At 67.7% G+C, this 22,334-nt stretch carries 21 protein-coding genes; 11 read left to right on the forward strand and 10 right to left on the reverse strand.

Annotated features, from left to right (window positions below):
• Together FGL98_RS18750 and FGL98_RS18755 are read left to right on the forward strand one after the other, a co-directional pair.
• On the forward strand, nucleotides 1–224 hold a 224-nt coding region (locus FGL98_RS18750; protein ID WP_146319323.1), incomplete at its 5' end, for a hypothetical protein.
• Between the two features lie 47 nt (nucleotides 225–271).
• Complete coding sequence (locus tag FGL98_RS18755; protein WP_146319325.1) at nucleotides 272–859, forward strand: hypothetical protein; 588 nt, start codon at nucleotides 272–274, stop codon at nucleotides 857–859.
• A gap of 36 nt (nucleotides 860–895) precedes the next feature.
• Here the strand turns inward: FGL98_RS18755 and FGL98_RS18760 are convergent, their stop codons facing one another.
• From FGL98_RS18760 to FGL98_RS18785, 6 genes are all read right to left on the reverse strand, one after another.
• The gene (locus FGL98_RS18760) at nucleotides 896–1,288 is read right to left on the reverse strand and encodes a DUF4870 domain-containing protein (protein WP_146319327.1); all 393 of its coding nucleotides are present in this window, start codon (nucleotides 1,286–1,288) and stop codon (nucleotides 896–898) included.
• A 91-nt stretch (nucleotides 1,289–1,379) separates the two neighbouring features.
• A complete protein-coding gene (gene nadC / locus FGL98_RS18765; RefSeq protein WP_146319329.1) occupies nucleotides 1,380–2,273 on the reverse strand; it encodes a carboxylating nicotinate-nucleotide diphosphorylase in 894 nt (297 codons plus the stop codon).
• Between the two features lie 43 nt (nucleotides 2,274–2,316).
• A complete protein-coding gene (locus FGL98_RS18770) occupies nucleotides 2,317–3,846 on the reverse strand; it encodes an L-aspartate oxidase (protein ID WP_146319331.1) in 1,530 nt (509 codons plus the stop codon).
• Nucleotides 3,843–4,802 (reverse strand): quinolinate synthase NadA, encoded by a 960-nt coding sequence (nadA, locus tag FGL98_RS18775; RefSeq protein WP_146319333.1) that lies wholly within the window; start codon nucleotides 4,800–4,802, stop codon nucleotides 3,843–3,845. Before nadA ends, FGL98_RS18770 begins: the two co-directional genes overlap by 4 nt.
• 182 nt (nucleotides 4,803–4,984) lie before the next feature.
• Nucleotides 4,985–5,929 (reverse strand): NUDIX hydrolase, encoded by a 945-nt coding sequence (locus FGL98_RS18780; protein ID WP_146319334.1) that lies wholly within the window; start codon nucleotides 5,927–5,929, stop codon nucleotides 4,985–4,987.
• Between the two features lie 126 nt (nucleotides 5,930–6,055).
• Nucleotides 6,056–6,931 (reverse strand): DUF3097 domain-containing protein, encoded by an 876-nt coding sequence (locus tag FGL98_RS18785; RefSeq protein WP_146319336.1) that lies wholly within the window; start codon nucleotides 6,929–6,931, stop codon nucleotides 6,056–6,058.
• A gap of 123 nt (nucleotides 6,932–7,054) precedes the next feature.
• Between FGL98_RS18785 and hrcA the strand changes: the two genes are divergently transcribed.
• From hrcA to era, 7 genes are all read left to right on the forward strand, one after another.
• Nucleotides 7,055–8,074 (forward strand): heat-inducible transcriptional repressor HrcA, encoded by a 1,020-nt coding sequence (gene hrcA, locus FGL98_RS18790; RefSeq protein ID WP_146319338.1) that lies wholly within the window; start codon nucleotides 7,055–7,057, stop codon nucleotides 8,072–8,074.
• 37 nt (nucleotides 8,075–8,111) lie between these two features.
• Nucleotides 8,112–9,239, forward strand: coding sequence for a molecular chaperone DnaJ (gene dnaJ / locus FGL98_RS18795; protein ID WP_146319340.1), 1,128 nt, complete (start codon nucleotides 8,112–8,114; stop codon nucleotides 9,237–9,239).
• 6 nt (nucleotides 9,240–9,245) lie between these two features.
• Nucleotides 9,246–9,986: a 16S rRNA (uracil(1498)-N(3))-methyltransferase gene (locus FGL98_RS18800; protein WP_146319342.1), complete on the forward strand. Its 741-nt coding sequence runs from the start codon at nucleotides 9,246–9,248 to the stop codon at nucleotides 9,984–9,986.
• Between the two features lie 71 nt (nucleotides 9,987–10,057).
• Entirely contained in the window at nucleotides 10,058–11,119 is a 1,062-nt protein-coding gene (locus FGL98_RS18805) for a PhoH family protein (protein WP_146319344.1), read from the forward strand.
• A gap of 115 nt (nucleotides 11,120–11,234) precedes the next feature.
• Nucleotides 11,235–11,732, forward strand: a complete 498-nt coding sequence (ybeY, locus tag FGL98_RS18810; protein WP_146319346.1) for an rRNA maturation RNase YbeY — start codon at nucleotides 11,235–11,237, stop codon at nucleotides 11,730–11,732.
• 5 nt (nucleotides 11,733–11,737) lie between these two features.
• The gene (locus tag FGL98_RS18815; RefSeq protein WP_146319348.1) at nucleotides 11,738–13,120 is read left to right on the forward strand and encodes a hemolysin family protein; all 1,383 of its coding nucleotides are present in this window, start codon (nucleotides 11,738–11,740) and stop codon (nucleotides 13,118–13,120) included.
• Between the two features lie 64 nt (nucleotides 13,121–13,184).
• The gene (gene era, locus FGL98_RS18820) at nucleotides 13,185–14,096 is read left to right on the forward strand and encodes a GTPase Era (RefSeq protein ID WP_146319350.1); all 912 of its coding nucleotides are present in this window, start codon (nucleotides 13,185–13,187) and stop codon (nucleotides 14,094–14,096) included.
• A 39-nt stretch (nucleotides 14,097–14,135) separates the two neighbouring features.
• Here the strand turns inward: era and FGL98_RS18825 are convergent, their stop codons facing one another.
• From FGL98_RS18825 to FGL98_RS18840, 4 genes are all read right to left on the reverse strand, one after another.
• Complete coding sequence (locus FGL98_RS18825) at nucleotides 14,136–15,530, reverse strand: ABC transporter permease (RefSeq protein WP_146319352.1); 1,395 nt, start codon at nucleotides 15,528–15,530, stop codon at nucleotides 14,136–14,138.
• Nucleotides 15,527–16,306 (reverse strand): ABC transporter ATP-binding protein, encoded by a 780-nt coding sequence (locus FGL98_RS18830; protein WP_146319354.1) that lies wholly within the window; start codon nucleotides 16,304–16,306, stop codon nucleotides 15,527–15,529. The genes FGL98_RS18825 and FGL98_RS18830 overlap by 4 nt, the downstream gene beginning before the upstream one ends.
• A 98-nt stretch (nucleotides 16,307–16,404) precedes the next feature.
• Nucleotides 16,405–17,058, reverse strand: coding sequence for a response regulator (locus FGL98_RS18835; RefSeq protein WP_146319356.1), 654 nt, complete (start codon nucleotides 17,056–17,058; stop codon nucleotides 16,405–16,407).
• A complete protein-coding gene (locus FGL98_RS18840) occupies nucleotides 17,055–18,260 on the reverse strand; it encodes a sensor histidine kinase (RefSeq protein WP_186526254.1) in 1,206 nt (401 codons plus the stop codon). The genes FGL98_RS18835 and FGL98_RS18840 overlap by 4 nt, the downstream gene beginning before the upstream one ends.
• 327 nt (nucleotides 18,261–18,587) lie before the next feature.
• On the opposite strand from FGL98_RS18840, the gene leuA reads away from it, so the two are divergent.
• Nucleotides 18,588–20,369 (forward strand): 2-isopropylmalate synthase, encoded by a 1,782-nt coding sequence (gene leuA, locus FGL98_RS18845; RefSeq protein ID WP_146319360.1) that lies wholly within the window; start codon nucleotides 18,588–18,590, stop codon nucleotides 20,367–20,369.
• A gap of 246 nt (nucleotides 20,370–20,615) precedes the next feature.
• Nucleotides 20,616–22,334, forward strand: coding sequence for an HNH endonuclease signature motif containing protein (locus FGL98_RS18850; RefSeq protein ID WP_186526255.1), 1,719 nt, complete (start codon nucleotides 20,616–20,618; stop codon nucleotides 22,332–22,334).

A 22,334-nucleotide genomic window follows, 5' to 3' on the forward strand; every position in this document is an offset into this window, starting at 1 on the left:
TCGCCGATGGTGCGATCGTCGACATCCATAGCGAGTGGACCGATGGCGTCGACCGGGTCGCGCCGAAGTTCCGGGTGGTCGGTTACCCGAGCGCCCGCGGCTGCGCCGCAGCCTACTTCCCCGAGGCGAACGCTCTCGTCCCGCTGGACCACGTCGCGGAGGGCAGCAACACCCCGGTCTCCAAGTCGATCGTCGTGCGTCTGGAGGCCGCCTCCAGCTATTGACAGATCAACTAGATTGGAAGTGTCGCCACGGAACGTAGGAGGTTCTGATGGACGTAACCTTCGCCCAATCTGCCTTTCCACCCCTTGCCCTCGGCTTCTTCGGCCTCGGTACCGGCTACTTGATCTACGGCCCGCAGGAGCTTCTGGGATGGCCGAAAAGGGACGCCAGCGTCGACCGGTCGACTGGGGTCTGGGGCATCTGGCTGCCGGGGTTCTGCCAGTTCGTCGCCGGCACCATCTTGTTTGTGGGGCTGGCCTGGTTCCAGGTGTTTTCGAAGTCTCCGGCCCTGTATATGGCGGCCTTCGCGTTTGCCGCGTACGGGATTCACTGGTTCGCCATCGGCTACAACCGATACCAGGGCAACGATGCGCGTCCGAACGCGGGTATGTGCGTGGGCTACGCGACGATCTCCGCGATGGGCATCGTGGTCTTCTTCGCAGTGGGCGACTGGCCTGTCGGCCTGGTCTTCGTCGGCCTGCTCGCCATCTATATCTGCGACTTCTTCGCATCCTTGGGGATCAAGCTCGGTGAACGTGGACTCGGCCTGTTCCACCTCGCCACCGGGTTGTGGCTGCTCTACTGTGCGTTCGCCACTGCGGTGAACTTCTCCCTCGGGTACACCTGGCCGCTGTAGCCACCCGGCGAGCACTCTTGGCCCTGCCGACCCAAGTCAGTGCAGTATGCGGATCTGCCACGGGTATTCGTAGGGCTTCCCACCCAGCGACCGGAGTGCCGCCTTGAGGTGGCACCAGAGGCTGACAAGGAAGATCACCGCCAGGAGCACCACGCCAACCGGCAGCGCGAGCACCGAGAAGATCAGGACCCACGACACGACATACAGCACCCAGAACGCGAGGTTGAAATTGAATGCGCCCGCCGCCGAGGCACGCACGGCCGGATTGCCACGCTTGACCGCCCAGACGATCAGGGGACCGAGCATGCTGAGCCAGCCCGCCGAGACGACGGCGGCAATGATGGCGGACAGGTGCGCGACGGCGCTCCAGGTGCGGTCGGTGCCGGTGACCGGTGCCGTCGTCTGTGGCGTGATCGGGTAGCGCTCCATCCGTCCAGTCAACCATCTCGAGGGGTCGCACGTCGCGTCTCGAGAGTCGACAACTCGCCTCTCGGAGGGTTGCAAGTCGCGCCTCGAGGGTTTACAACTCGCGTTTCGCGGGATGGAGGTCGAGGCCGAGGTCGAGGCAGGTGACGCTGTGGGTGAGTGCGCCGATCGAGATGACGTCCGCGCCGGCCAGTGCCAGGTCACGCACGGTGGTCTCGTCGACACCACCGGAGACCTCCACGACCACCGCGGCGGGATGAGCGCGCACGAGGGCGACTCCTTCGGCCACCTGCGCTGGCGTCATGTTGTCGAGCAGCACGGCATGGACGACCGGAGCGCTGTGCTCCTCCAGCCGCACGGCATCGTGCTTGAGCACCACTGCGAGCTGGTCGAGCGTGTCGACCTCGACCTCGACACGCACCAGGTGACCCGTGTGGGTTGCCAGTCGCGCGAGGACGGCTTCCAGTCCGCCGCCGAGTCCGATGTGGTTGTCCTTCACCAAGATTGCGTCATGCAGGCCAAACCGGTGGTTGACGCCGCCGCCGTCGACGACGGCACGTTTCTCCAGTGAGCGCAGACCGGGTGTCGTCTTGCGGGTGTCGACGATCCGGGTGTCCGTGCCCGCTACCAGGTCGACGAACCCGCGCGTGCGCGTCGCGATGCCCGAGAGGTGGCCGATCAGGTTCAGTGCCACTCGCTCGCCGGTCAGAATCGAGGCCGCCCGGCCGCTGAAAATGGCGATCGTGTCGCCTGCGCCGAGGGTGTCGCCGTCATGACGTTGCCAGTCAACCTGGACGTGTGGGTCGACGGCGGCGAAGGTCGCGTCGACGGCGCGCGCGCCAGAGAGCACGCCTGGCACGCGCGCCGTGAGGTAGGCGGTGCCGGTGACCTCGGCAGAGACGGTCACCTGGGTCGTCAGGTCACCGACCAGGCCGAGATCCTCGGCCAGGGCGTGCTCGACGACACGAGAGAGGTCGCGATCGATCATGCGGTGAATCTCCTTGTGTGCTCATCGACTTCGTGGGATGCCGTCATGCCGACACTCCGTGGAGAGCAAGAGCACCGGGGTCGTCCGTGCGGCGGTGCCCGCCGATGCTATGCGGGTGGGCGAGAGCGGACCGCGCGATCAGCCACGCGACGTAGGCGCCGTCGCCGGCGGTGTGCGCACTCAGCTGGTCGACGGCCGACTGTAACGTCGGACCGTCGCGCAGCACCCCGCACGCGGTATCGAGGAGCTCCCGCGCGCGCTCCAGGGGCAGCGACGCCCCGGTCGTCGCGGGTGCGACGGTCTCTGGGTCGGCGGATGGGACTGAGGTGTCCCATCGCCCCGTCGCACGAGTAGAGATATCTTGTGCCGCAGCCTGTCCGGTCACGACCGCTTCGAGCAGTGAGTTGGAGGCCAACCTGTTGGCACCGTGCAGGCCCGTGCGTGACACCTCGCCGATCGCCCACAGACCCGGCACGCTGGTGCGGCCACGAGCGTCGGTCGTCACACCACCCATCGAGTAGTGCACAGCGGGCCGCACCGGCAGCAGATCGTGTGCGATGTCAAGCCCGGACTCCTCGGCAAGCGCCGAGACCGAGGGGAAGCGAGTGCGCACGTCCAGGACCGCACGCGCGTCGAGCCGCACCCTCCGTCCGTCCGTGAGCTGCTCCCATACGGCGGCTGCCACGACGTCACGCGGCTGCAGCTCGTCGACGAACCGGGCATCATCGGCCAGCAGGACTGCGCCGGCGCCGCGGAGCGCCTCGGTCAGCAGAGGCATCGGGTCGCGCCCGACATCGAGGGCCGTGGGATGGAACTGCACCAGGTGCAGGTCGTCCGTGCGGGCTCCGGCGCGAGCCGCCAGTGCCACGCCCTGGCCCAGCGCGGTGGTCGGGTTGGTGGTGTGTGCGAAGAGCCCGCCCATGCCGCCTGTCGCGAGAATCACTGCGTCCGTGTCGATCTCACGTCGGGTGCCGGAGGCATCCTGGACAATGATGCCGCGTACTGCGCCGGACTGGTCCGTGACCAGGCGGGTGGCGGTATGTCCCTCGAGCAGCTCGATGTGCGGTGCGTGGGACACGACGTGAGCGAGCGCGGTGGTGATGGTCGCGCCACTGTGGTCACCGGCGTGCGCCACGCGGCGGCGAGAGTGGCCGCCCTCGAGGGCGAGGTCGAGGTGACCATCGGCCGTGCGGTCGAACGGGACCCCCAACTGGTCGAGCAACTGCACCACATCGGGTGCGGCGGCTGTGATCCGGTCGACGGTGTCTCGGTCCCCGGCGAACGCGCCGGCGCGCAACGTGTCCTGCGCGTGCAGTGTCGGGCTGTCGTCGTCGGCGAGAGCCGCGGCGATTCCGCCCTGTGCCCACAGGCTCGCGGCGCCGACGGTGAGCCGGTCCGGTGTGACGAGTATGCAGTTTCGCGGGTCGAGCGACCATGCGGCGGTCAGGCCGGCCAAGCCGGAGCCGACGATGACCGGCCTCGGGTGTGCGACACGTGTCGCGGCGCTCAGGCTTCGACGCTCCCGCGAAGTATCGGAGGGAGCTTGCGACCGGAGAACTTCGTGAGGGTTCATCGCACCTCCAGCATGCGTTCGATCGCGCGGCGTGCGGGTGCCGCCAGCTCGGGCACGACGGTGATCTCGTGCTGACCGTGTTCGAGTGCCGCCCGGATGGCGCTCAGGGTGTTGCGCTTCATGTGCGGGCACAGGTTGCACGGGCGGACGAACTCGATGTCCGGGTGGTCGGCCGACACGTTGTCGCTCATCGAGCACTCAGTGATGAGAGCGACCTTGGCGGGCCTGCGCTCAGTCACGAACCGCTGCATGTCGGCGGTCGACCCCGCGTAGTCGGCGACCTTGACGACCTCCGGTGGGCACTCCGGATGGGCCAGGACGACCACGCCAGGGTGCCCGGAGCGGATGTCCTCTATGTCCTTGGGAGTGAACCGCTCGTGGACCTCGCAGGACCCGGGATGGGTGATCACCTCGACGCCGGTCTGCGCGGCGATGTTCCGCGCGAGGTACTGGTCGGGAATCATGATGACCTTGTCGGTGCCGAGCGACTCGATGATCTTGACGGCGTTTCCGGAGGTGCAGGTGATATCACTCTCGGCCTTCACCGCCGCGGAGGTGTTGACGTAGGTGACGACCGGCACACCGGGATGAGCCCGGCGCAGGTCACGCACGTCCTGCGGCGTGATGCTCTCGGCCAAGGAGCAGCCGGACCGCAGATCGGGCAGCAGCACGCGCTTGGCCGGGTTCAGCAGCTTGGCGGTCTCGGCCATGAAGTGGACCCCGGCCAGCACGATCGTGCCCGCTTGCACGTGCTGCGCCTCGCGAGCCAGCGCAAGCGAGTCGCCGACGATGTCGGCCACGCCGTGGAAGACCTCCGGTGTCATGTAGTTGTGGGCGAGGATCACCGCATCGTGCTCGATCTTCAGCGCCTCGATTGCCTCGATGTCTCCGGCGATCAATGGCCACTCGACCTCGGGCACGAAGTCCTTGACCTTGTCATACGTTGCGGTGCTCATGATCCGGCCTCCGGGATTGCTTATTCTCTAACTGAGCAAATGCTAGGAGTGAGCATAACACTGCATTTCCGAGACGGCTGAAGGGGGCGAATACTGAGACGCGGGCGCGCGGCGCAGCGGGATGCAGTGAAAACGGAAGCTACAGCGCGCGGATCCGCTGAAGAGCGCGTAAGGGGGTGGCGTCAGCGGGCGCGGGGGAGCGGCAGCTTGGTGCCGACCTGCTGACGCTCGGTGAAGACCTCTCGCCGGAAGCGGTAGAGCTTCGCCGGCCGGCCACCGGTGGCTCGCGAGGTGCCACCGGTGGGTTCGACCAGCTCGTGCTGCTGCTCGACCAGGCGGCGGAAGTTCTGCTTGTGCAGGATCTGGCCGGCCAGGGCCTCCACGGCCTCTTGCAGCTGACCGAGCGTGAAGGTCTGCGGCATCAGCTCGAAGACGACCGGCCGGTACTGCAGCGCGGATCGCAGTCGGGACAGTCCCGTGGCCAGGATGCGCCGATGATCGTGCAGCATCGACGGTCCGGTCAGGCCGGACGGGTGCCCGCCCGTCGGAGACTCGCCGACCAGCCCGGCCTCCCACAGCAGCTCGTAGCGGTGCAGGGCGAGCTCGGGGCGCCAGGGATGGTCACCGTGGCCGAAGACGTGGGCGCACCGGTCGCGGCGCTCCTCTTCGAGCGCGGCGTCGGACCGGGTCCACCGACCGAGCGCGGTCTCGATCTCCTGCAGCAGTCGGTCCGGCTCGGCGTCCGCGCAGATGTGGCGGTGGTCCTCCCACGGCAACAGGTCATAGATGGGCATCCAGGCCGACACGTCGTCTCGGGCGCGGGTCAGCCCGAGGTAGGAGATGGACACGACACGGTCGGCTCCCGGGCCGCGGCCGAGGTCGGCGAAGGTGTAGAGCTGCTCGACATAGCCGAGGGTGTGGCCGGTCTGCCGTGCGGCGAAGGCGCGCACGCCGTCCTGCAGCGACTGGTGGTCCTGGCGCAACGGGCCAGCGGGCAGCTGGGGCGGCCGGCCGGACGCGAGCACTCGCGGATGCCCCTCGTCGACGGTGATCACGACGGCAACCAGTTCGGCTCGCAGGCCGACCGCGCCCTGCGAGCCGATCGCAGGCGGCGGGGTGGCGCTCATGTCGGGGTCCCCACGAAGTATCGAAGGGAGCTTGCGACCGGAGAACTTTGTGGGGTTGCGCTCATGTCGGGGTCCCCACGAAGTATCGAAGGGAGCTTGCGACCGGAGAACTTTGTGGGGTTGCTCTCATGGCGCCGTCACGAAGTCGATCAGCTCCTCGACGCGACCGAGCAGCTCGGGCTGCAGATCGGCATACGTCCTCACGGTGCCCAGTATCCGCTTCCAGCCGTGCGCCACGTCGGTCTGCGACCGGTGCGGCCAGCCGAGCTCGGCGAGTATGCCGTGCTTCCAGGAGGTGCCGCGCGGGATCGTCGGCCAGGTGGTCCAGCCGAGTCTCTCCGGGCGCACCGACTCCCACACGTCGATGTAGGGGTGCCCGACGACGAGGACGTGTGCACGCGCCTCGGGGATCGCCCGAGCCTCGTCGACGATGCGCTGCTCCTTGGTGCCGCGCACCAGGTGGTCTACGAGGACGCCCATGCGGCGGTCCTTGGTCGGCTTGAAGTCGCGGATCACCGAGCGCAGGTCGTCGACGCCCTCCAGCAGCTCGACCACGACGCCCTCGATGCGCAGGTCGGCGCCCCATACCTTCTCCACCAGCTCGGCGTCATGGCGGCCCTCGACGAAGATCCGGGAGCCGCGGGCCACGCGCGCCCGGCTGTCGGAGACGGCGACCGAGCCACTGGCGGTCCGGGTCGCCGCCTGCCGTGCCGCCTTGAGCCGGTCGGCGTTGCCGGGCGTAGGCGGGGTGAGGATCACCGGGGCTCCGTCGAGCAGGAAGCCCGGGCCGAGCGGGAAGGCCTTGAGCCTGCCGCGACGATCCTCGAGGTGGACGACGTGCATGCCGCCGGCCTTCTCGACCCGCACCACGGCGCCGCACCAGCCGGTCTCGACGTCCTCGACGACCAGGTCGCGCTCGGCCGGGACCTCGCGCGAGCGCCCCCGAGGCGGCGCCTTCCAGTCGCCGGCGAGTACATCGGAGCCATAACGGTCGGTTGTCACGCCGCAACGTTAGATGGGCCACGACCCGGCCGCTGTGGCGACACGCCCCCACTCGGCATGAGAACCTAGACTGGCACTCGGCATAGACGAGTGCCAGTGGGTGTTGGCTTGGAGGAGGTGACTATGAGCGAAGACCGGCGACTGGAGGTCCTGCGTGCGATCGTGCAGGACTATGTCTCGACGTCTGAGCCCGTGGGCTCCAAGGCGCTGCTCGAGCGGCATGAGCTCGGGGTCAGCGCGGCCACGGTCCGCAACGACATGGCGGCGCTGGAGGAAGAAGGTCTGATCTCCGCCCCGCACACCTCGGCCGGACGCATCCCGACCGACGCCGGGTACCGGATGTTTGTGGACCACCTCAGCCAGCTCAAGCCGATGTCGCGCGCCGAACGGTCGGCCATCGAGACGTTCCTGTCCCAGGCCGTCGACCCGGATGACGTCGTGGATCGCACGGTCCGCCTGCTGTCGTCGCTGACCCAGCAGGCGGCGGTGATGCAGTACCCGTCGCTCAACGTCGCCCGGGTGCGGCACATCGAGCTGGTGCCGATGAGCCCGGAACGGATGATGGTGGTGCTGATCCTGTCGACCGGCAGGGTCGAGCAGCGCCTGATCGAGGTGATGCGCGATCTCACCGAGGATGAGCTTCTTCGCACGCTGCGCAGCAAGGTCAACGAGATCAGCGACGGCCTGACCCGCCGCGAGGCCGCGATCCGGCTGCGTGAGTGCCGGGACGCCTTCGCGCCGGCCGACAACGAGGTCGCCACCGACGTGCTCGGATCGGTCGCCGACCTGCTCGGCGTCGAGCGCGAGGAGCGTGTCGCGCTGGCCGGCACGGGTCACCTGGCCCGCTCGATGCGAGACTTCCACCTGTCCCTCGGCCCCGTGCTCGAGGCGCTCGAGGAGCACGTCGTGCTGCTGCGGCTGATGGGCCAGATGAGCGCGGAGTCTCGCGACAGCATTTCCGTGCGTATTGGAGCCGAGAACACCGTTGCTGGCCTGCGGAGCACTTCCGTGGTCAGCACGTCCTACGGCGGTGAGCTCATCGGTGGCCTCGGGGTGCTCGGCCCCACCCGGATGGATTATCCCTCCACGATGGTGGCGGTGCGTGCCGTGGCGCGCTACGTCTCCGACATTCTCGAGCAATGACACATAGTTTCGAAACCGTCTGCTGACAAGGAAATTCGTGAACGACTACTACGCCGATCTTGGTGTTTCGCGCGATGCGAGCGCTGAGGAGATCAAGCGCGCGTACCGCAAGATGGCGCGCAAGATGCATCCGGACGTCAACCCCGACGCCGAGGCCGCCGACGAGTTCAAACGGGTCTCGCAGGCCTACGACGTCCTGTCCGACCCGCAGAAGCGCCAGTCCTATGACATGGGCTCCGACCCGTATGGCGCCGCCGGCTCGGCCGGGTTCGGCGCAGGCTTCTCCTTCAGCGACATCATGGACGCGTTCTTCGGCGGCGCCGGAGCAGGTGGCGGCGACCCCCGCCGGTCCCGGGTCCAGCGCGGCCAGGATGCCCTGCTGCCGCTGGAGATCGATCTGGGCACCGCGGTGTTCGGCAACAACGAGGACCTCACCTACGACACCGCCGTGCTCTGCAACACCTGTAAGGGTGACGGGGCGCGGCCGGGGACCGGCAAGCGCACCTGCGACGTCTGCCATGGCTCCGGCCAGGTGCAGCAGGTGCAGCGGTCTTTCCTCGGCCAGGTCATGACGACCCGTCCGTGCGCCGCCTGTCGGGGTTTTGGTGAGACCATCACCGACCCATGCTTCGAGTGCTCGGGCGAGGGCCGCGTGCGCGACCGGCGATCCATCACCATCAAGGTGCCGGCCGGGGTCGACACGGGCACCCGCATCCAGCTCGCGGGAGAGGGCGAGGTCGGTCCAGGAGGCGGACCCGCCGGTGACCTGTACGTCGAGGTGCACGTGCGCAAACACCCGACCTTCCAGCGTCAGCACGATGACCTGCACTGCTCGGTCGAGCTGCCGATGACGGCGGCCGCGCTCGGCACCTCCCTTCCGTTGGAGACCTTCGACGGTGAGCGCGAGGTCGACATCAAGGCCGGCACCCAACCGGGCGACGTCATCACCTTGCGCGGCCTCGGCGTGACCCACCTGCGCACCGGTCAGCGCGGCGACCTGATGGTGCATGCCAATGTGCGCACGCCCACTCGCCTGGACCCGCAGCAAGAAGAGTTGTTGCACCAGCTGGCCAAAGAGCGCGGCGAGGAGCACCCCGAGGCCCGCTTCCAGCCACTGAACCAGGGACTCTTCGGCAAGCTGCGTGACGCGTTCAAGCAGAAGTAGCCGCCGGTGACCGCACCGCTCTTCCACCTGGCGCCCGGCGGGCTGGATGGCGTCCAATCCGGCCAGGTCGTGGTGCTCGACGGGCCGGAGGGGCGTCACGCGGCGACCGTTCGCCGGATGCGTGTGGGCGCACCGATCCGCCTGGCGGACGGCAGCGGCCGGGTCGCGGACGGCGTGGTGCACGGCGCGGGCAAGGACGTCTTGGACGTGCTGGTCCAGAGTGTGCGCGAGGACGAGAGCGTCGGCCCGACCTACGCCCTGGTGCAGGCGCTCGCCAAGGGCGACCGGGATCTGCAGGCGGTCGAGGCCGCGACGGAGCTGGGCATCGACCGGATCGTGCCCTGGCAGGCCGAGCGCAGCATCGTGCAGTGGCGCGGCGACCGTGCCGCGCGGGCACACCGCAAGTGGGAGACGACGGTGCAAGCCGCCGCCAAGCAGTGCCGGCGTTCGCGTGTCCCGCCGGTCGAGGAGCTGGTCGACAGGCGAGGCCTGGTCGCGCGAGTTGAGGGGGCCACGACTGCACTGGTGCTGCACGAGGATGCCGAGCAGTCCCTCGCCGACCTGGCCCTGCCCGAGGAGGGGGAGGTGCTGCTGGTGGTCGGCCCGGAGGGTGGCATCGGTCCGGCCGAGCTGACCGCGCTCCAGGACGCCGGTGCGATCGCCGTCCGGATGGGCTCCACGGTGCTGCGGTCCTCCAACGCGGGACCTGCCGCGCTGGCCGTGCTGCTGTCCCGGACCCGGTGGTAGTCGGGTGGTCGACATCGCGCTGTCTCATTCCATTCGGCGCTGTGGGCGCCGCCCCGTAGACTGGGAGCACGATGAGTGACCACGATGAAACGAAGGCCGATGGTGTGATTCCGCCCGCCGTGTCGAGGCCGGTCGTGGCGTCGCACACCGTGACGATCTCGCCGGACATCTCGATGGTGACCCTGCTGGGCCCCCACGACGAGCTGTTGCGGACCATGGAGCGTGCGTTCCCCGGTCTGACCATCCATGTGCGCGGGAACGAGTTCCACCTTGAGGGCAAGCCCGCCGACATGGCGCTCGTGGAGGACCTGCTGGACGAGCTGATCACGATCATCGACGCCGGGCAGCCCTTGAACCGCGATGCGGTGGAGCGGTCGATCGGCATGCTGCGTGGCAAGACCAGGGAGCGACCGGCGGATGTGCTGACGATGAACATCGTCAGCAGCCGAGGGCGCACGATCAGGCCCAAGACGCTCGGCCAGAAGCGCTACGTCGACGCCATCGACAAGAACACGGTCATCTTCGGCATCGGTCCCGCAGGCACCGGTAAGACCTACCTGGCGGTGGCCAAGGCCGTCGCTGCGCTGCAGGCCAAGCAGGTCCACCGGATCATCCTGACCCGCCCGGCCGTGGAGGCCGGTGAGCGGCTCGGGTTCCTGCCCGGCACCCTCAACGACAAGATCGACCCCTACCTGCGGCCGCTCTATGACGCGCTGCACGACATGGTCGACCCCGACTCGATCCCGCGGCTGATGGCCGCGGGCACGATCGAGGTGGCGCCACTGGCCTACATGCGGGGTCGGACCCTCAACGATGCGTTCATCATCCTCGACGAGGCGCAGAACACCTCCGCCGAGCAGATGAAGATGTTCCTCACCCGTCTCGGATTCGGTTCGAAGATGGTCGTGACCGGCGACGTGACGCAGGTGGACCTGCCCGGCGGCACCCAGTCGGGGCTGCGGATCGTGCACGACATCATCGGCAACGTCGACGACGTGTCTTTCGCCTACCTCGACTCAGCCGACGTCGTCCGGCATCGACTTGTCAGCGCCATCGTCGAGGCCTATGGCGAGTATGACGCTCGCACGGAACGCGGGCCGATCCGGCGCTCCGCGCAACGGGGCCCCTCGTGAGCACCCCACGAAGTTTTCGCTCGTCCCTCGCTCAATACTTCGCGGGGACCCCGGGAGTGGGCACCCCACGAAGTTTTCGCTCGTCCCTCGCTCAATACTTCGCGAGCACCCCAGCATGAGCGTCGATCTGCTCAACGAGACCGAGGTCGATGTCGACCTCGACGAGCTGCACCGCTGTGCCAGCTACGTGATGGGGCAGATGCACGTCCATCCACAAGCGGACCTGTGCGTGCGCATCGTGGACGAGGCGGCGATGGAGACCTTGCACGTGCAGTGGATGGACCTGCCCGGCCCCACTGATGTCATGAGCTTTCCGATGGACGAGCTGCGCCCGGGAAAGGATGACGAGGAGCCGCAGGAGGGTGTGCTCGGGGATATCGTGCTGTGCCCGACGGTGGCCGCCAAGCAGGCGGCGGAGGCGGGCCACACCGCGGAGGAGGAACTCCTGCTGCTGACGGTCCACGGCATACTCCACCTGCTCGGGTTCGACCACGCGGAGCCCGCGGAGCGACGGTCCATGTTCGAGCTGCAGCGTCGGCTGCTGCTGACCTTCCTCGCGAGCAGCGATGGGCACTCGAGAAAGGTGCGCATCACTCCACCGACGGGGGAGTGAGAGGGATGGTTCCGTTACTCCTGACCGCTGTCTGCGCGGTCATGCTCGGGTTCTTCTTTGCCGCAGCGGAGTCGGCGACAAGTCGAATCGGCCGGCATCTGGCGGAGTCGCTGGCTGAGGACAATCGACGCGGTGCATCGGCGCTGCTGATCCTGGTGGAGGACAGCGGCGCTGTCGCCATGGTGCTGACGTTCATGCGAGTCGTCACGGAGGCCACGGCAGCCGTGCTGGTGACGCTTGCCGTCAACGACCTGATCGACGGACTGTGGCGGGTCATGTTGTTGTCGATCGCCGTGATGGCAGTGGTTTCCTTCGTGCTGGTCGGAGTCTCCCCGCGCACCCTGGGTCGTCAGCACGCGGTCACCTTTGCGCTCGCGGCCGCACCGACCGTGCTGTGGCTGCGGCGGGTTCTCGGTCCCGTCGCGCAGGCGCTGGTGGCCACGGGCAACGCTGTGACCCCGGGTGGGGGCTTCAAGGAGGGGCCGTTCGACTCCGAGGCCGAGCTGCGTGAATACGTCGACATGGCAACGGACTCCGAGCTGATCGAGGCCGAAGAAAGCAAGATGATCCACTCGGTCTTCGAGCTCGGCGACACGATCGCCCGAGAGGTGATGGTGCCGCGCACCGACATGATCACCGTGGAGCGGGACAAGACCCTGCGGCAGGCGACCAAGCTGTTCATCCGCTCGGGCTTCTCGCGGGTGCCGGTGGTGGGCGACGGGCCGGACGACGTGGTCGGGCTGCTCTACCTGAAGGATGTCGTGGCGCGCGGCCTGGGGACCGACGTCGCCGATGGTCGCCCGGTCCACGAGGTGATGCGGGAGGTCGACTTCGTGCCGGAGAGCAAACCCGCCGACGACCTGCTCCGGGAGATGCAGCAGGCGCGCAGGCACTTCGCGGTGATCATCGACGAATACGGCGGCACCGCGGGCCTGGTGACACTGGAGGACATCCTCGAAGAAGTCGTCGGGGAGATCGACGACGAGTATGACCGGGTGACGCCTCGCCCGGAGGAGCTGTCGGGCGGCAGGTGGCGGGTTCCCGCTCGCATGTCGGTGGACGACCTCGCCGACCACTTCGACATCGCGTTGGACGACGACGACGTCGACACGGTGGGAGGCCTGCTGAGCAAGCTCGTGGGCCGCGTGCCGATCCCGGGCGCCACGGCGCAGATCGGCGGACTACGGCTGACCGCCGAGCGGATGGCCGGTCGGCGTCACCAGATCGCGACCCTCCTCGTCGAACAGGTGGACCAGGAGCGGCACGCGCCCGCGCATACGGCAGACTCTGAGAAGCTCGGTCCGCACGATCCGGTGCCGGACGAGTCGACGACCGCGAGCGGCGATCCCGCGCGTGCACACGTGGTGAGCAAGGAGAATACGTCATGAGCGAGCGCAGCGAGCGACCAATGACGCAGGCGAATGACGAGACCCGAGGTACGAGGAGGTCAGCATGAGCGAGTTCCGTGCAGGTTTCGCGGCCCTGGTGGGTCGACCGAACGCCGGCAAGTCGACGCTGACCAACGCGCTCGTGGGTCAGAAGGTCGCGATCACTTCGAGCAAGCCGCAGACCACTCGGCACACGATTCGTGGGGTCACGACGACGCCGGACGGTCAGTTGATCCTGGTCGACACGCCCGGGCTGCACAAGCCCAAGACGCTCCTGGGTCATCGGCTCAACGACGTGGTGCGCGAGACGCTGCTGGATGTGGACGTCATCGGGTTCTGCCTGCCCGCCGACCAGCGGATCGGCCCGGGCGACCAGTTCATCGCGGCCGAGCTCGCCGAGCTGAGGCGGGGTCGGCGGCGACCGATCGTGGCGATCGCGACCAAGATCGACACGATCGACCGAGACCGTCTCGCACAACAGCTGATAGCCATCGACCAGCTGGGAGAGTGGGACGACATCGTGCCGTGCTCGGCGACGCGCGGTGACCAGGTTGACATCGTGCAGCGGCTGCTGATGGGCCACCTGCCCCTGTCGCCGAAACTCTACCCGGACGACATCCTCACGGACGAGTCGGACGAGATGATGATTGCCGAGCTGATCCGTGAGGCGGCGCTGGAGGGTGTGCGCGACGAGCTGCCGCACAGCCTCGCCGTCGTGGTGGACGAGATCACGCAGCGCGAAGGCCGGCCAGCGGACAAGCCCCTGCTGGACGTGCGCGTCAACGTCTTCGTCGAGCGACCCAGCCAGAAGGCGATCATCATCGGGCGCGGTGGCTCTCGCCTTCGCGACGTCGGCACGCGTGCTCGTATCGCGATCGAGGAGCATCTGCACCAGCGTATCTATCTTGACCTGCACGTGAAGATCGCCAAGGACTGGCAGCGCGACCCGAACCAGCTGTCGAAGCTGGGATTCTGACTCGGCGTGGCTCCGGCCCGCGCCGGCAGGCATCAGCGTTCACGCGTCGACCCGCAGCGCCTCGACAGGCGGGGTGGCAATGGCACGGCGCGCCGGCGGCTGTGACGCCAGGAGTATGACGGCGAGCGAGGCGAGGGCTATCGCGGCCAGCACCAGCCACGGGAGCCCCCAGACGAAGCCGTCGTCGTGGTTGCCGATCAGTGCCTGAGCTCCTGCGGATCCGTAGCACAGGCCGACACCGACCCCCGCCGCGGTCGCGGCGGCCGACATCGCGACCGACTCCTTGGTGATCATCGACCGTACCTGCGCGCCGGTGAATCCGAGCGCTCGCAGGAGGCCGAACTCGCGTCGGCGCTGGATCACGGTCAGCGACATGGTGCTGACGAAGCCGATTGCTGCGATCAGCGATGAGACGACCCCGACGGTGATGGTGACGGTCGTCGCGACCGTCAGGACCTGGTGGGCTTCATGTTGTTCGGCGAGCGTGATGTTGTGCCACGAGTGGACGGCAGTCTCCAGCGCAGAGGAGCCCGAGGCGATCGTGACGACGAGTGAGACGCCGACGAACAGACCCACGGTGGAACGGGTCGTGCGTGCGGGGTCGGCGATCGCGTTGCGTCGGGCGATAACGCTCGCAGCGTCGGAGCCGGTGAGCCGGCCGAGCGTCGAGACGAGCGCCGGGAGCACGACCCGTGCGCCGCTGAGCAGACCGGAAGACGTCACACACGCTGCAATGAACGCCACGAGGAACCCCGCGGCACCGCCCTGTTCGCCGAGCATCATCGCGAGTGCGAAGAGCGCGGCGCCACCGATGACCAGGACCGCCGATGTGGTGATCCGCAGGCGACCCAGCCTCGCACCGGCCGTTCGTGCGCCGGTCGTGCCGGACAAGGCATCGGCGGGCGAGACCTCCAGCACCCCTCGTGATCCGGCCCAGCCGGCCACGGCCGCCGTGATGGTGGTGGCGATCACTGCCAAGGGCGCCCCGTACGAGAACCACGGGTAGCCGGTGCTTGGCAGCGAACCGTCGCTGACCAGGACGACACGTGCCACGTCGGTGAGGCCGGTCGCTGCGACCACCCCGATCGCGGTGCCGAGCATGCAGATCCGTGTTGTGCTCGCCGCGACCGAGCGGCGCAGCTCGGTGCTCTTGGCTCCGAGCACGCGCAGCGTCGCGATGTGCTGGAGCCGGCCGGCAACCACCGTCGTCACCCCCGCGGAGATCACGACCGCGGCGACGTACAGCGCCATTCCGATGAAGACGACGGAGACCACCGTGAGGAGCAGGTTCACCGATCCGCCGGTGCGTTTACTGATGGCCGTGAGCATCGTGCTGCAGGTGAGCAGCACACCGGAGTAGGCACCCGCGAGCGCGGCCACCACTCCGACGGTGGTGAGCTCGCGGGTGGAGCCGAGCACAAGGTCGCGTTTCATGCCGATGCCCCCTCTGCCCCTTCGGCGGTGAGCAACAGCTGGGAGATCTGCTGCGCCGTCAGCCGACCGTGGTCGGCAACCAGCCGGCCGTCGGCGAGCACGACCACGCGATCGGCATACGACGCTGCGATGGGATCATGGCTGACCATCGCGATGGTTTGGCCGTATTCCGTGGCGGCAGAACGCATCAGCTGCAACACCTCGCTCGACGAGCGCGTGTCGAGGTTCCCGGTCGGCTCGTCGGCGAAGACGATCGCCGGCCGAGGCGCGAGTGCGCGCGCGATGGCAACCCGCTGCTGCTGTCCGCCGGACAGCTCCGCGGGTCTGTGGGTGATCCGTGCGGCGAGGCCGAGCACGTGCACCAGGTGATCGATCCAGCGTTGCTCCTCGACAGTGATGCTGTGCCCCGCGAGCTGAAAGGGCAGAGCGATGTTCTCGACGACGCTCAGTGTCGGCACGAGGTTGAAGGACTGGAAGACGAAGCCGACGTTGCGTCGCCGCAGGATGGTCCGGGCAGTGTCGTCCAGGGTGTGCAGCGGCGCTCCGGCGAGGAAGACGCCGCCCGAGGTGGCGTCGTCGAGGCCCGCTGCGACATGCATGAAGGTGGACTTGCCAGACCCGGATGGACCCATGATCGCGGTGAACTCGCCCTGCTGGACGTCGATGTCGATGCTGTCGAGGGCGGTGACCGCGGCGCTGCCGAAGCCGTAGCTCTTGCTGACCTGTCGGAAGGACACGACCGCGGGGGACATAGAGGTGGATTCGATCGAGAACATGCGACCAGCCTCGCTGGGGTGGTGCCTCCTGCGCATCGGGCCTAGGATCGACTCGGGCTACATCTCGAGATGTACGGCGGGGCTCGCGTCGGCACCACTCATAGCAGGCCGTGTTCGTAGCAGTAGACGACCAGCTGCACCCGGTCTCTCAGTTGTAGCTTGCTGAGGATCCGAGACATGTGCGTTTTCACCGTTGCCTCGGAAAGATATTCGGCTGAGGCGATCTCGGCATTCGACATACCTTGCGCGGCGCGCAGCATGATCTCCCGTTCACGGTCGGTGAGCCGGTCCAGCTCCTCGCCCGGAGCACGTGTATGCGCGCGGAATCGCTCGAAGAGTGATTTCGTCGCGCTGGCTGCGACGACCTGACTCCCGGAGGCGACTGCGCGGATGGCGCCGAGCAGGAACTCGGGCTGTGCGTCCTTGAGCAGGAACCCGCTGGCTCCCGCGTCGATGGCGTCCGCAACGGCCGCGTCGAGGTCGAACGTCGTCAGCACCAAGACCTTCGGCGCCGTGTCTCGGTATTCTTCGCAGATCCTCCTGGTCGCGGTGACGCCGTCGACCCGTGGCATGCGCACGTCCATGAGGATCACGTCAGGGCGAGCCTTCGCGACCAGGCCGACCGCGGCGTCCCCATCGTCCGCGTCGCCGACGAAGGCGAGGTCCGTCTGGCTGTCGATCACCATGGCGAGGCCGCCGCGGAAGAGCGCTTGGTCGTCGATCATCGCGACTCGGGTGGGTGAGGCGTTCATGAGCGGGCGGATTCCTTCAGGTCGACTTTTCGCGCCGCATTCACGCGGCTTGGCGTGGGTATGGAAGCGTCGACCACCCATTCGCGGGAGAGGCGGCGTGATTCGAGGTGACCGCCGGCGATGTTGGCGCGTTCGATCATTCCGACGATGCCGTGCCCGGTGCCCTGCCCAGGTGTACCGACCGCGTTGACGACCCGCAGCCGGTAGCCGGCGCTCCAGTCCTCGAAGACCTGGACCGGCACGCGCAGGTCGCCGTGTTTGAGCGCGTTGGTCAGGGACTCACCGAGCAGGCGGTGGGCGGTCAGGGTGAGTAACGACGCCTGATCCGGGCCGCCGACCCGACGATGCTGGATCTGCATGCCGGTCGAACGCATTCGCTGCATCAGGCGCTCGTGCCGGTCGTCACCGGAACGGGGCGGTTCTGCTTCGACGTCACGCAGTTCGGCGAGGATCGTACGCACGTCCGCAATGGTCGACCGCGCTGTCTCGGCGATGACCTCCAGAGCCTGCTCGGTGGCCGCGGGGTTGTCGCGCATGGCATAGCGCGCGCCGTCCGCCTGGGCTGCGACGACGGCCCAGGAGTGCGCGACCGTGTCGTGCATGTCTGCGGCTATCCGGCTGCGCTGGGACTCGTGCTCGTATCGGTCGGCAAGCCTGAGTCGCTCGACCCGGTCGACCTGAGCGTCGAGCTCTGCCTGGATGGAGCGCCTCCGCTGGAGCCTCAGATAACCCGCGATCCACCCGCCACCGCACACCAGGCCGGCCATCGCAGTCACCGCGGTCGCGGCGACCAGGCGTGGGTCGGCGCCGGCCGGCCCGTCCGGCACCAGGATCGTCCAGAACGGGAGCGCGGCCAACCCGAGACCGCCCAGGATGATTCCCAGGCGGCGAACTGCGGCTCGTGGGTCGGCGCCGATCATGAAGAACAAGGCGGCGTAGGCGAAATCGACCAAGGCGACTCGCGGCATCCACTGCGGCGTCATGAACTGCATGATGGCGGCGGTCAGTCCGAGGGCCATCATGAGGCCGACGCTGAGTCGTCGGACGGCCAGTGCCGCGGCGAATACGACCACGAGGAGGAACTCACCGGTGCTCGCTCGCAGGTAGAGCCCACCCAGCACGAGGGCCAGTGCCCCGGCGCAGGCGAGGTCAAAGCTCAGCTGCCTGCGAGTTGGCCGACGTTGCTCCCAGATCTGCGGCATGGCCCAAGTGTGACCGACGGACGCACCGCGGCACATCCTCCGCGAGATGTATGAGTGGATCTCGACCGGGTGAATCGACGACCCTGTCCACGAACTGGACGTGAGTACCGTCTTGTGGACAGTGGTCGGATACGTGCCGTAATGTGACAACCGTGCGGACTGCATACGGACTGCTTCTTCTTCGCTGCCGCGGCGAGGCCTGATCTTCGGCCTTCCTCGCCGCGGAGTGAGTCATGCCCGGGCCGAGTCCATCGCACCGCTCGTTGCACAGTTGGTCCACGCGATCGCGTGAGGCGCTGACGAGCCCTTAACCCGAGGCGAGAAGTTATGCATCATCCTCAGCAGACATCAGGTATGCCGATCGGCAAGTACGTCCCCTTCCACGAGCAGATCAAGGTCGACCTGCCGGACCGGACGTGGCCCGACAACCGCATCACCAAGGCACCGCGCTGGTGCGCCGTCGACCTGCGCGACGGCAACCAGGCGCTGATCGACCCGATGAACTCCGAGCGCAAGATGCGGATGTTCAAGCTCCTGGTCGCCATGGGCTACAAGGAGATCGAGGTCGGCTTCCCGTCGGCCAGCCAGACCGACTACGACTTCGTCCGGGAGCTGATCGAGGGCGGCCACATCCCCGATGACGTCAGCATCCAGGTGCTGACACAGTGCCGCGATGCGCTGATCGAGCGGACGTACGACTCGATCCGCGGCGCCAAGCAGGCGATCGTGCACTTCTACAACTCGACCTCCGTCCTGCAGCGCCGGGTGGTCTTCGGGATGGATCAGGACGGCATTGTCGACATCGCGGTGCAGGCCGCGCGACTGTGTCGGAAGCTCGAGGAGACCATCCCCGACACCGACGTCTACTACGAGTACTCGCCGGAGTCCTACACGGGCACGGAGCTCGAATTCGCCGCCCGGATCTGCAACGAGGTCAGCGAGATCATCGACCCGACACCGGATCACAAGATGATCCTGAACCTGCCCGCGACAGTCGAGATGGCCACGCCGAACGTGTATGCCGACTCGATCGAGTGGATGTCGGCGCACCTCGACCGTCGTGAGTCGGTCATGCTGTCGCTGCACCCGCACAACGACCGGGGGACCGGTGTCGCGGCCGCGGAGCTCGGCTACCAGGCCGGTGCCGACCGCATCGAGGGCTGCCTGTTCGGCAACGGAGAGCGGACCGGGAACGTCTGCCTGGTGACCCTGGGCATGAACCTCTTCGGACAGGGCATCGATCCACAGATCGACTTCCGGGACATCGATCACATCCGCCGCACCGTCGAGCACTGCAACCAACTGCCGGTCGGCGAGCGGCATCCCTACGGTGGCGACCTGGTTTTCACCGCATTCTCCGGCTCGCACCAGGATGCGATCAAGAAGGGCTTCGACGACATGGCCAAGAAGTCGACGGAGACCGGCAAGGACATCGACCAGCTCGTATGGGGGGTGCCCTACCTGCCCATCGACCCGCACGACATCGGCCGCTCCTACGAGGCCGTGGTCCGGGTCAACAGCCAGTCCGGCAAGGGCGGCGTTGCCTACATCCTCAAGTCGGAGCACCAGATCGACCTGCCCCGCAGGCTGCAGATCGAGTTCAGCGGTGTGGTGCAGAAGCGGACCGACGAGTTCGGGGGAGAGGTCTCGCCGGCCGCCCTGTGGCAGGCGTTCCAGGACGAGTACCTGCCCGGCACCGGTGAGGGCGAGACCGCCTGGGGCCGTTTCGCGCCCATCACGCATCGCATCGAGAGCAGCGATGACGGCCGGGACCACATCGAGGCGACGATGACCGACCACGGCCGGGAGATCACCGTCACCGGAGACGGCAATGGCCCGATCAATGCCTTCATCGACGCACTCGCCAAGGTCGGCGTCGATGTGCGGGTGCTCGACTACGCCGAGCACGCAATGTCCGCCGGCGAGGACGCGCGCGCCGCGGCATACCTCGAGTGCGCGATCGGTGATCGTGTCCTCTGGGGTGTCGGGGTGCACAGCTCGATCGTCAAGGCATCGCTCACCGCGGTGCTCTCGGCGGTCAACCGGGCCGAGCGGGATGCGATTCGCGCCGCAGGAGACCCGAGCGCGAGTGAGTCGGTCGGCGCCTGATCGGACGCCCGACACACCAGGGATGACCGTGCGTCCGCCAGTGATCCTGCGCGGCCCGGGCCCGGCGATCTCAGACCCTGCGTGACGATCCCATCGAGATCGTCCGCGGGGTCTGCTCACTTGGCGTGGCTCGGTGGTGGTCGATCGACTCTGTCCAAGCGTGGGTCTAGCCGAATCTGACTGCTGCTGCACCGTTCCCGTTGCCAAGTCGGGATGGTTGTCGGTGGACATCGGTACGATGTAGGTATGAAGGAAGCAGCGGTCGGCCTGGTCACTGGGAGCGATACGGCTCCCGAGTGGTTGGCGGCTGCGACCGCGCTGCTGGGGCGGGATCCGGAGACTTTGGTCATTGATACGGACCGGGCGTTGGAGTTGATCGGGTGGCTGTCCCGGTCGGTGTTCTCGCATGCGAAGACCGACCGGTCTCACCATGACAAGGCCGGGCTGCTCGACCAGATCCAGGCAGCGCAGGCGTTGATCAACACGGCCAGCGCGATCCAGCACGTGCGGGTGGCGCAGTACGCGGCGACCACCGAGACCCTTGCCCTGCACCTCGGCGGCGACCTTGGCCCCGACGCAGACGCTGACTCGGACGGTGCGGGGCCGCGGGAGCACGCGCACGACCTCGGGCACGTGTGCGAGTTCACCGATGTGGACCTGGCACCGGTGATGTGCTGGGGGCCGATGCAGGCCACCCGACGCATCGAGGAAGCCGTCGACGCCGTCACCAAAACACCCCGGTTGTTGGACGAGATGGGCGCCGGACGACTGGACGCGACCCGCGTCGCGCAGGTGACCTGGGAACTGGCCGAAGCCCCCGACGACACCTGCGCGCAGGTGGAGGACCTGCTCCTGGACCGCGGGCTGACGGGGTGGACGTCGCGGCAGGCCCGTAACCGGGCCCGCACGTTGGTCCGCCGCTGCGACCCGCCCGCGGCCAAGGCCGCCCGGGCAAAGCGCACCAAAGAGGAGATCGGGGTGTTTACCCGGCCCGGGCCCGAGAACGGGCTCAGTGAATGGACCGCGATCCTGCGCTCCGGCCAAGCGCTGCCCGCGTTCCAGGCCGTCGACGAGCTGGCCCGGCAACTGCACCAGGACAGCATTACCGGCAAGACGTTGGGTGAGTGCCGGGCGGACGCTCTGTGTGACCTGATCCTGGGCCACGCCGACGTGCAGACCATCGTCAACGTCCTGGTCCCCATCAAATCCGAACCCATCAATGGTGAGCCCGAGCCTACCAGCGACACCAGAACTGCCAGCGGGGACGAGCCGACCAGCCCGGTCGAGCAGGTGCTCTTCGACCTGTTGGCGGACTACAACTGGGACGCCGCCCTGCGAGACCTGATCATCGACCTCGACCAACACCCCGGCAATGGCAGCAGCACCACTGGTGAATTCGTCCCGGGCGAATCATCACCGCCCGACGACGAGCATCACCCACCGGATCCGCCCGACCGACCACCACCGCTTCGTGAGCACCGACCGTTGTGTCTACCCGACGTGGAGGTCCCCGGCATCGGGGTCATCCCCGCCGAAGCGGTGCAAGAGATGATCCGCACCCTGGGGGTCACTCTGACCCGGGCCCTGGTCGACTGGCACACCGGCACCATCCTGGAAACCGGGGCGGCCACCTACCGGCCCACCGCCGCGATCCGCCGACACGTGATGCTGCGAGACCAGCACTGCCGGTTCCCCGGCTGCGACCGGCCGGCGAAGTTCTGCGATGTCGACCACGTGACCCCCTGGCCACAAGGACCCACCAAGCCGACCAACCTGCAGTGTTTGTGTCGGCACCATCACCGCGCGAAGCACGAAACCCGCTGGCAGGTCACCATGACGCCCGACGGCACCAGCACCTGGACCAGTCCCACCGGCCGCGAATACACCACCCACCCCGGCACCCTCGAAGTCACCGCCGACCTACACGTCACCACTGGTATCGCCGACGATCGGGCCGAATCCTGA

It is taken from the genome of Leekyejoonella antrihumi (genome assembly GCF_007845645.1).
In the GTDB taxonomy this organism is placed as follows: domain Bacteria; phylum Actinomycetota; class Actinomycetes; order Actinomycetales; family Dermatophilaceae; genus Leekyejoonella; species Leekyejoonella antrihumi.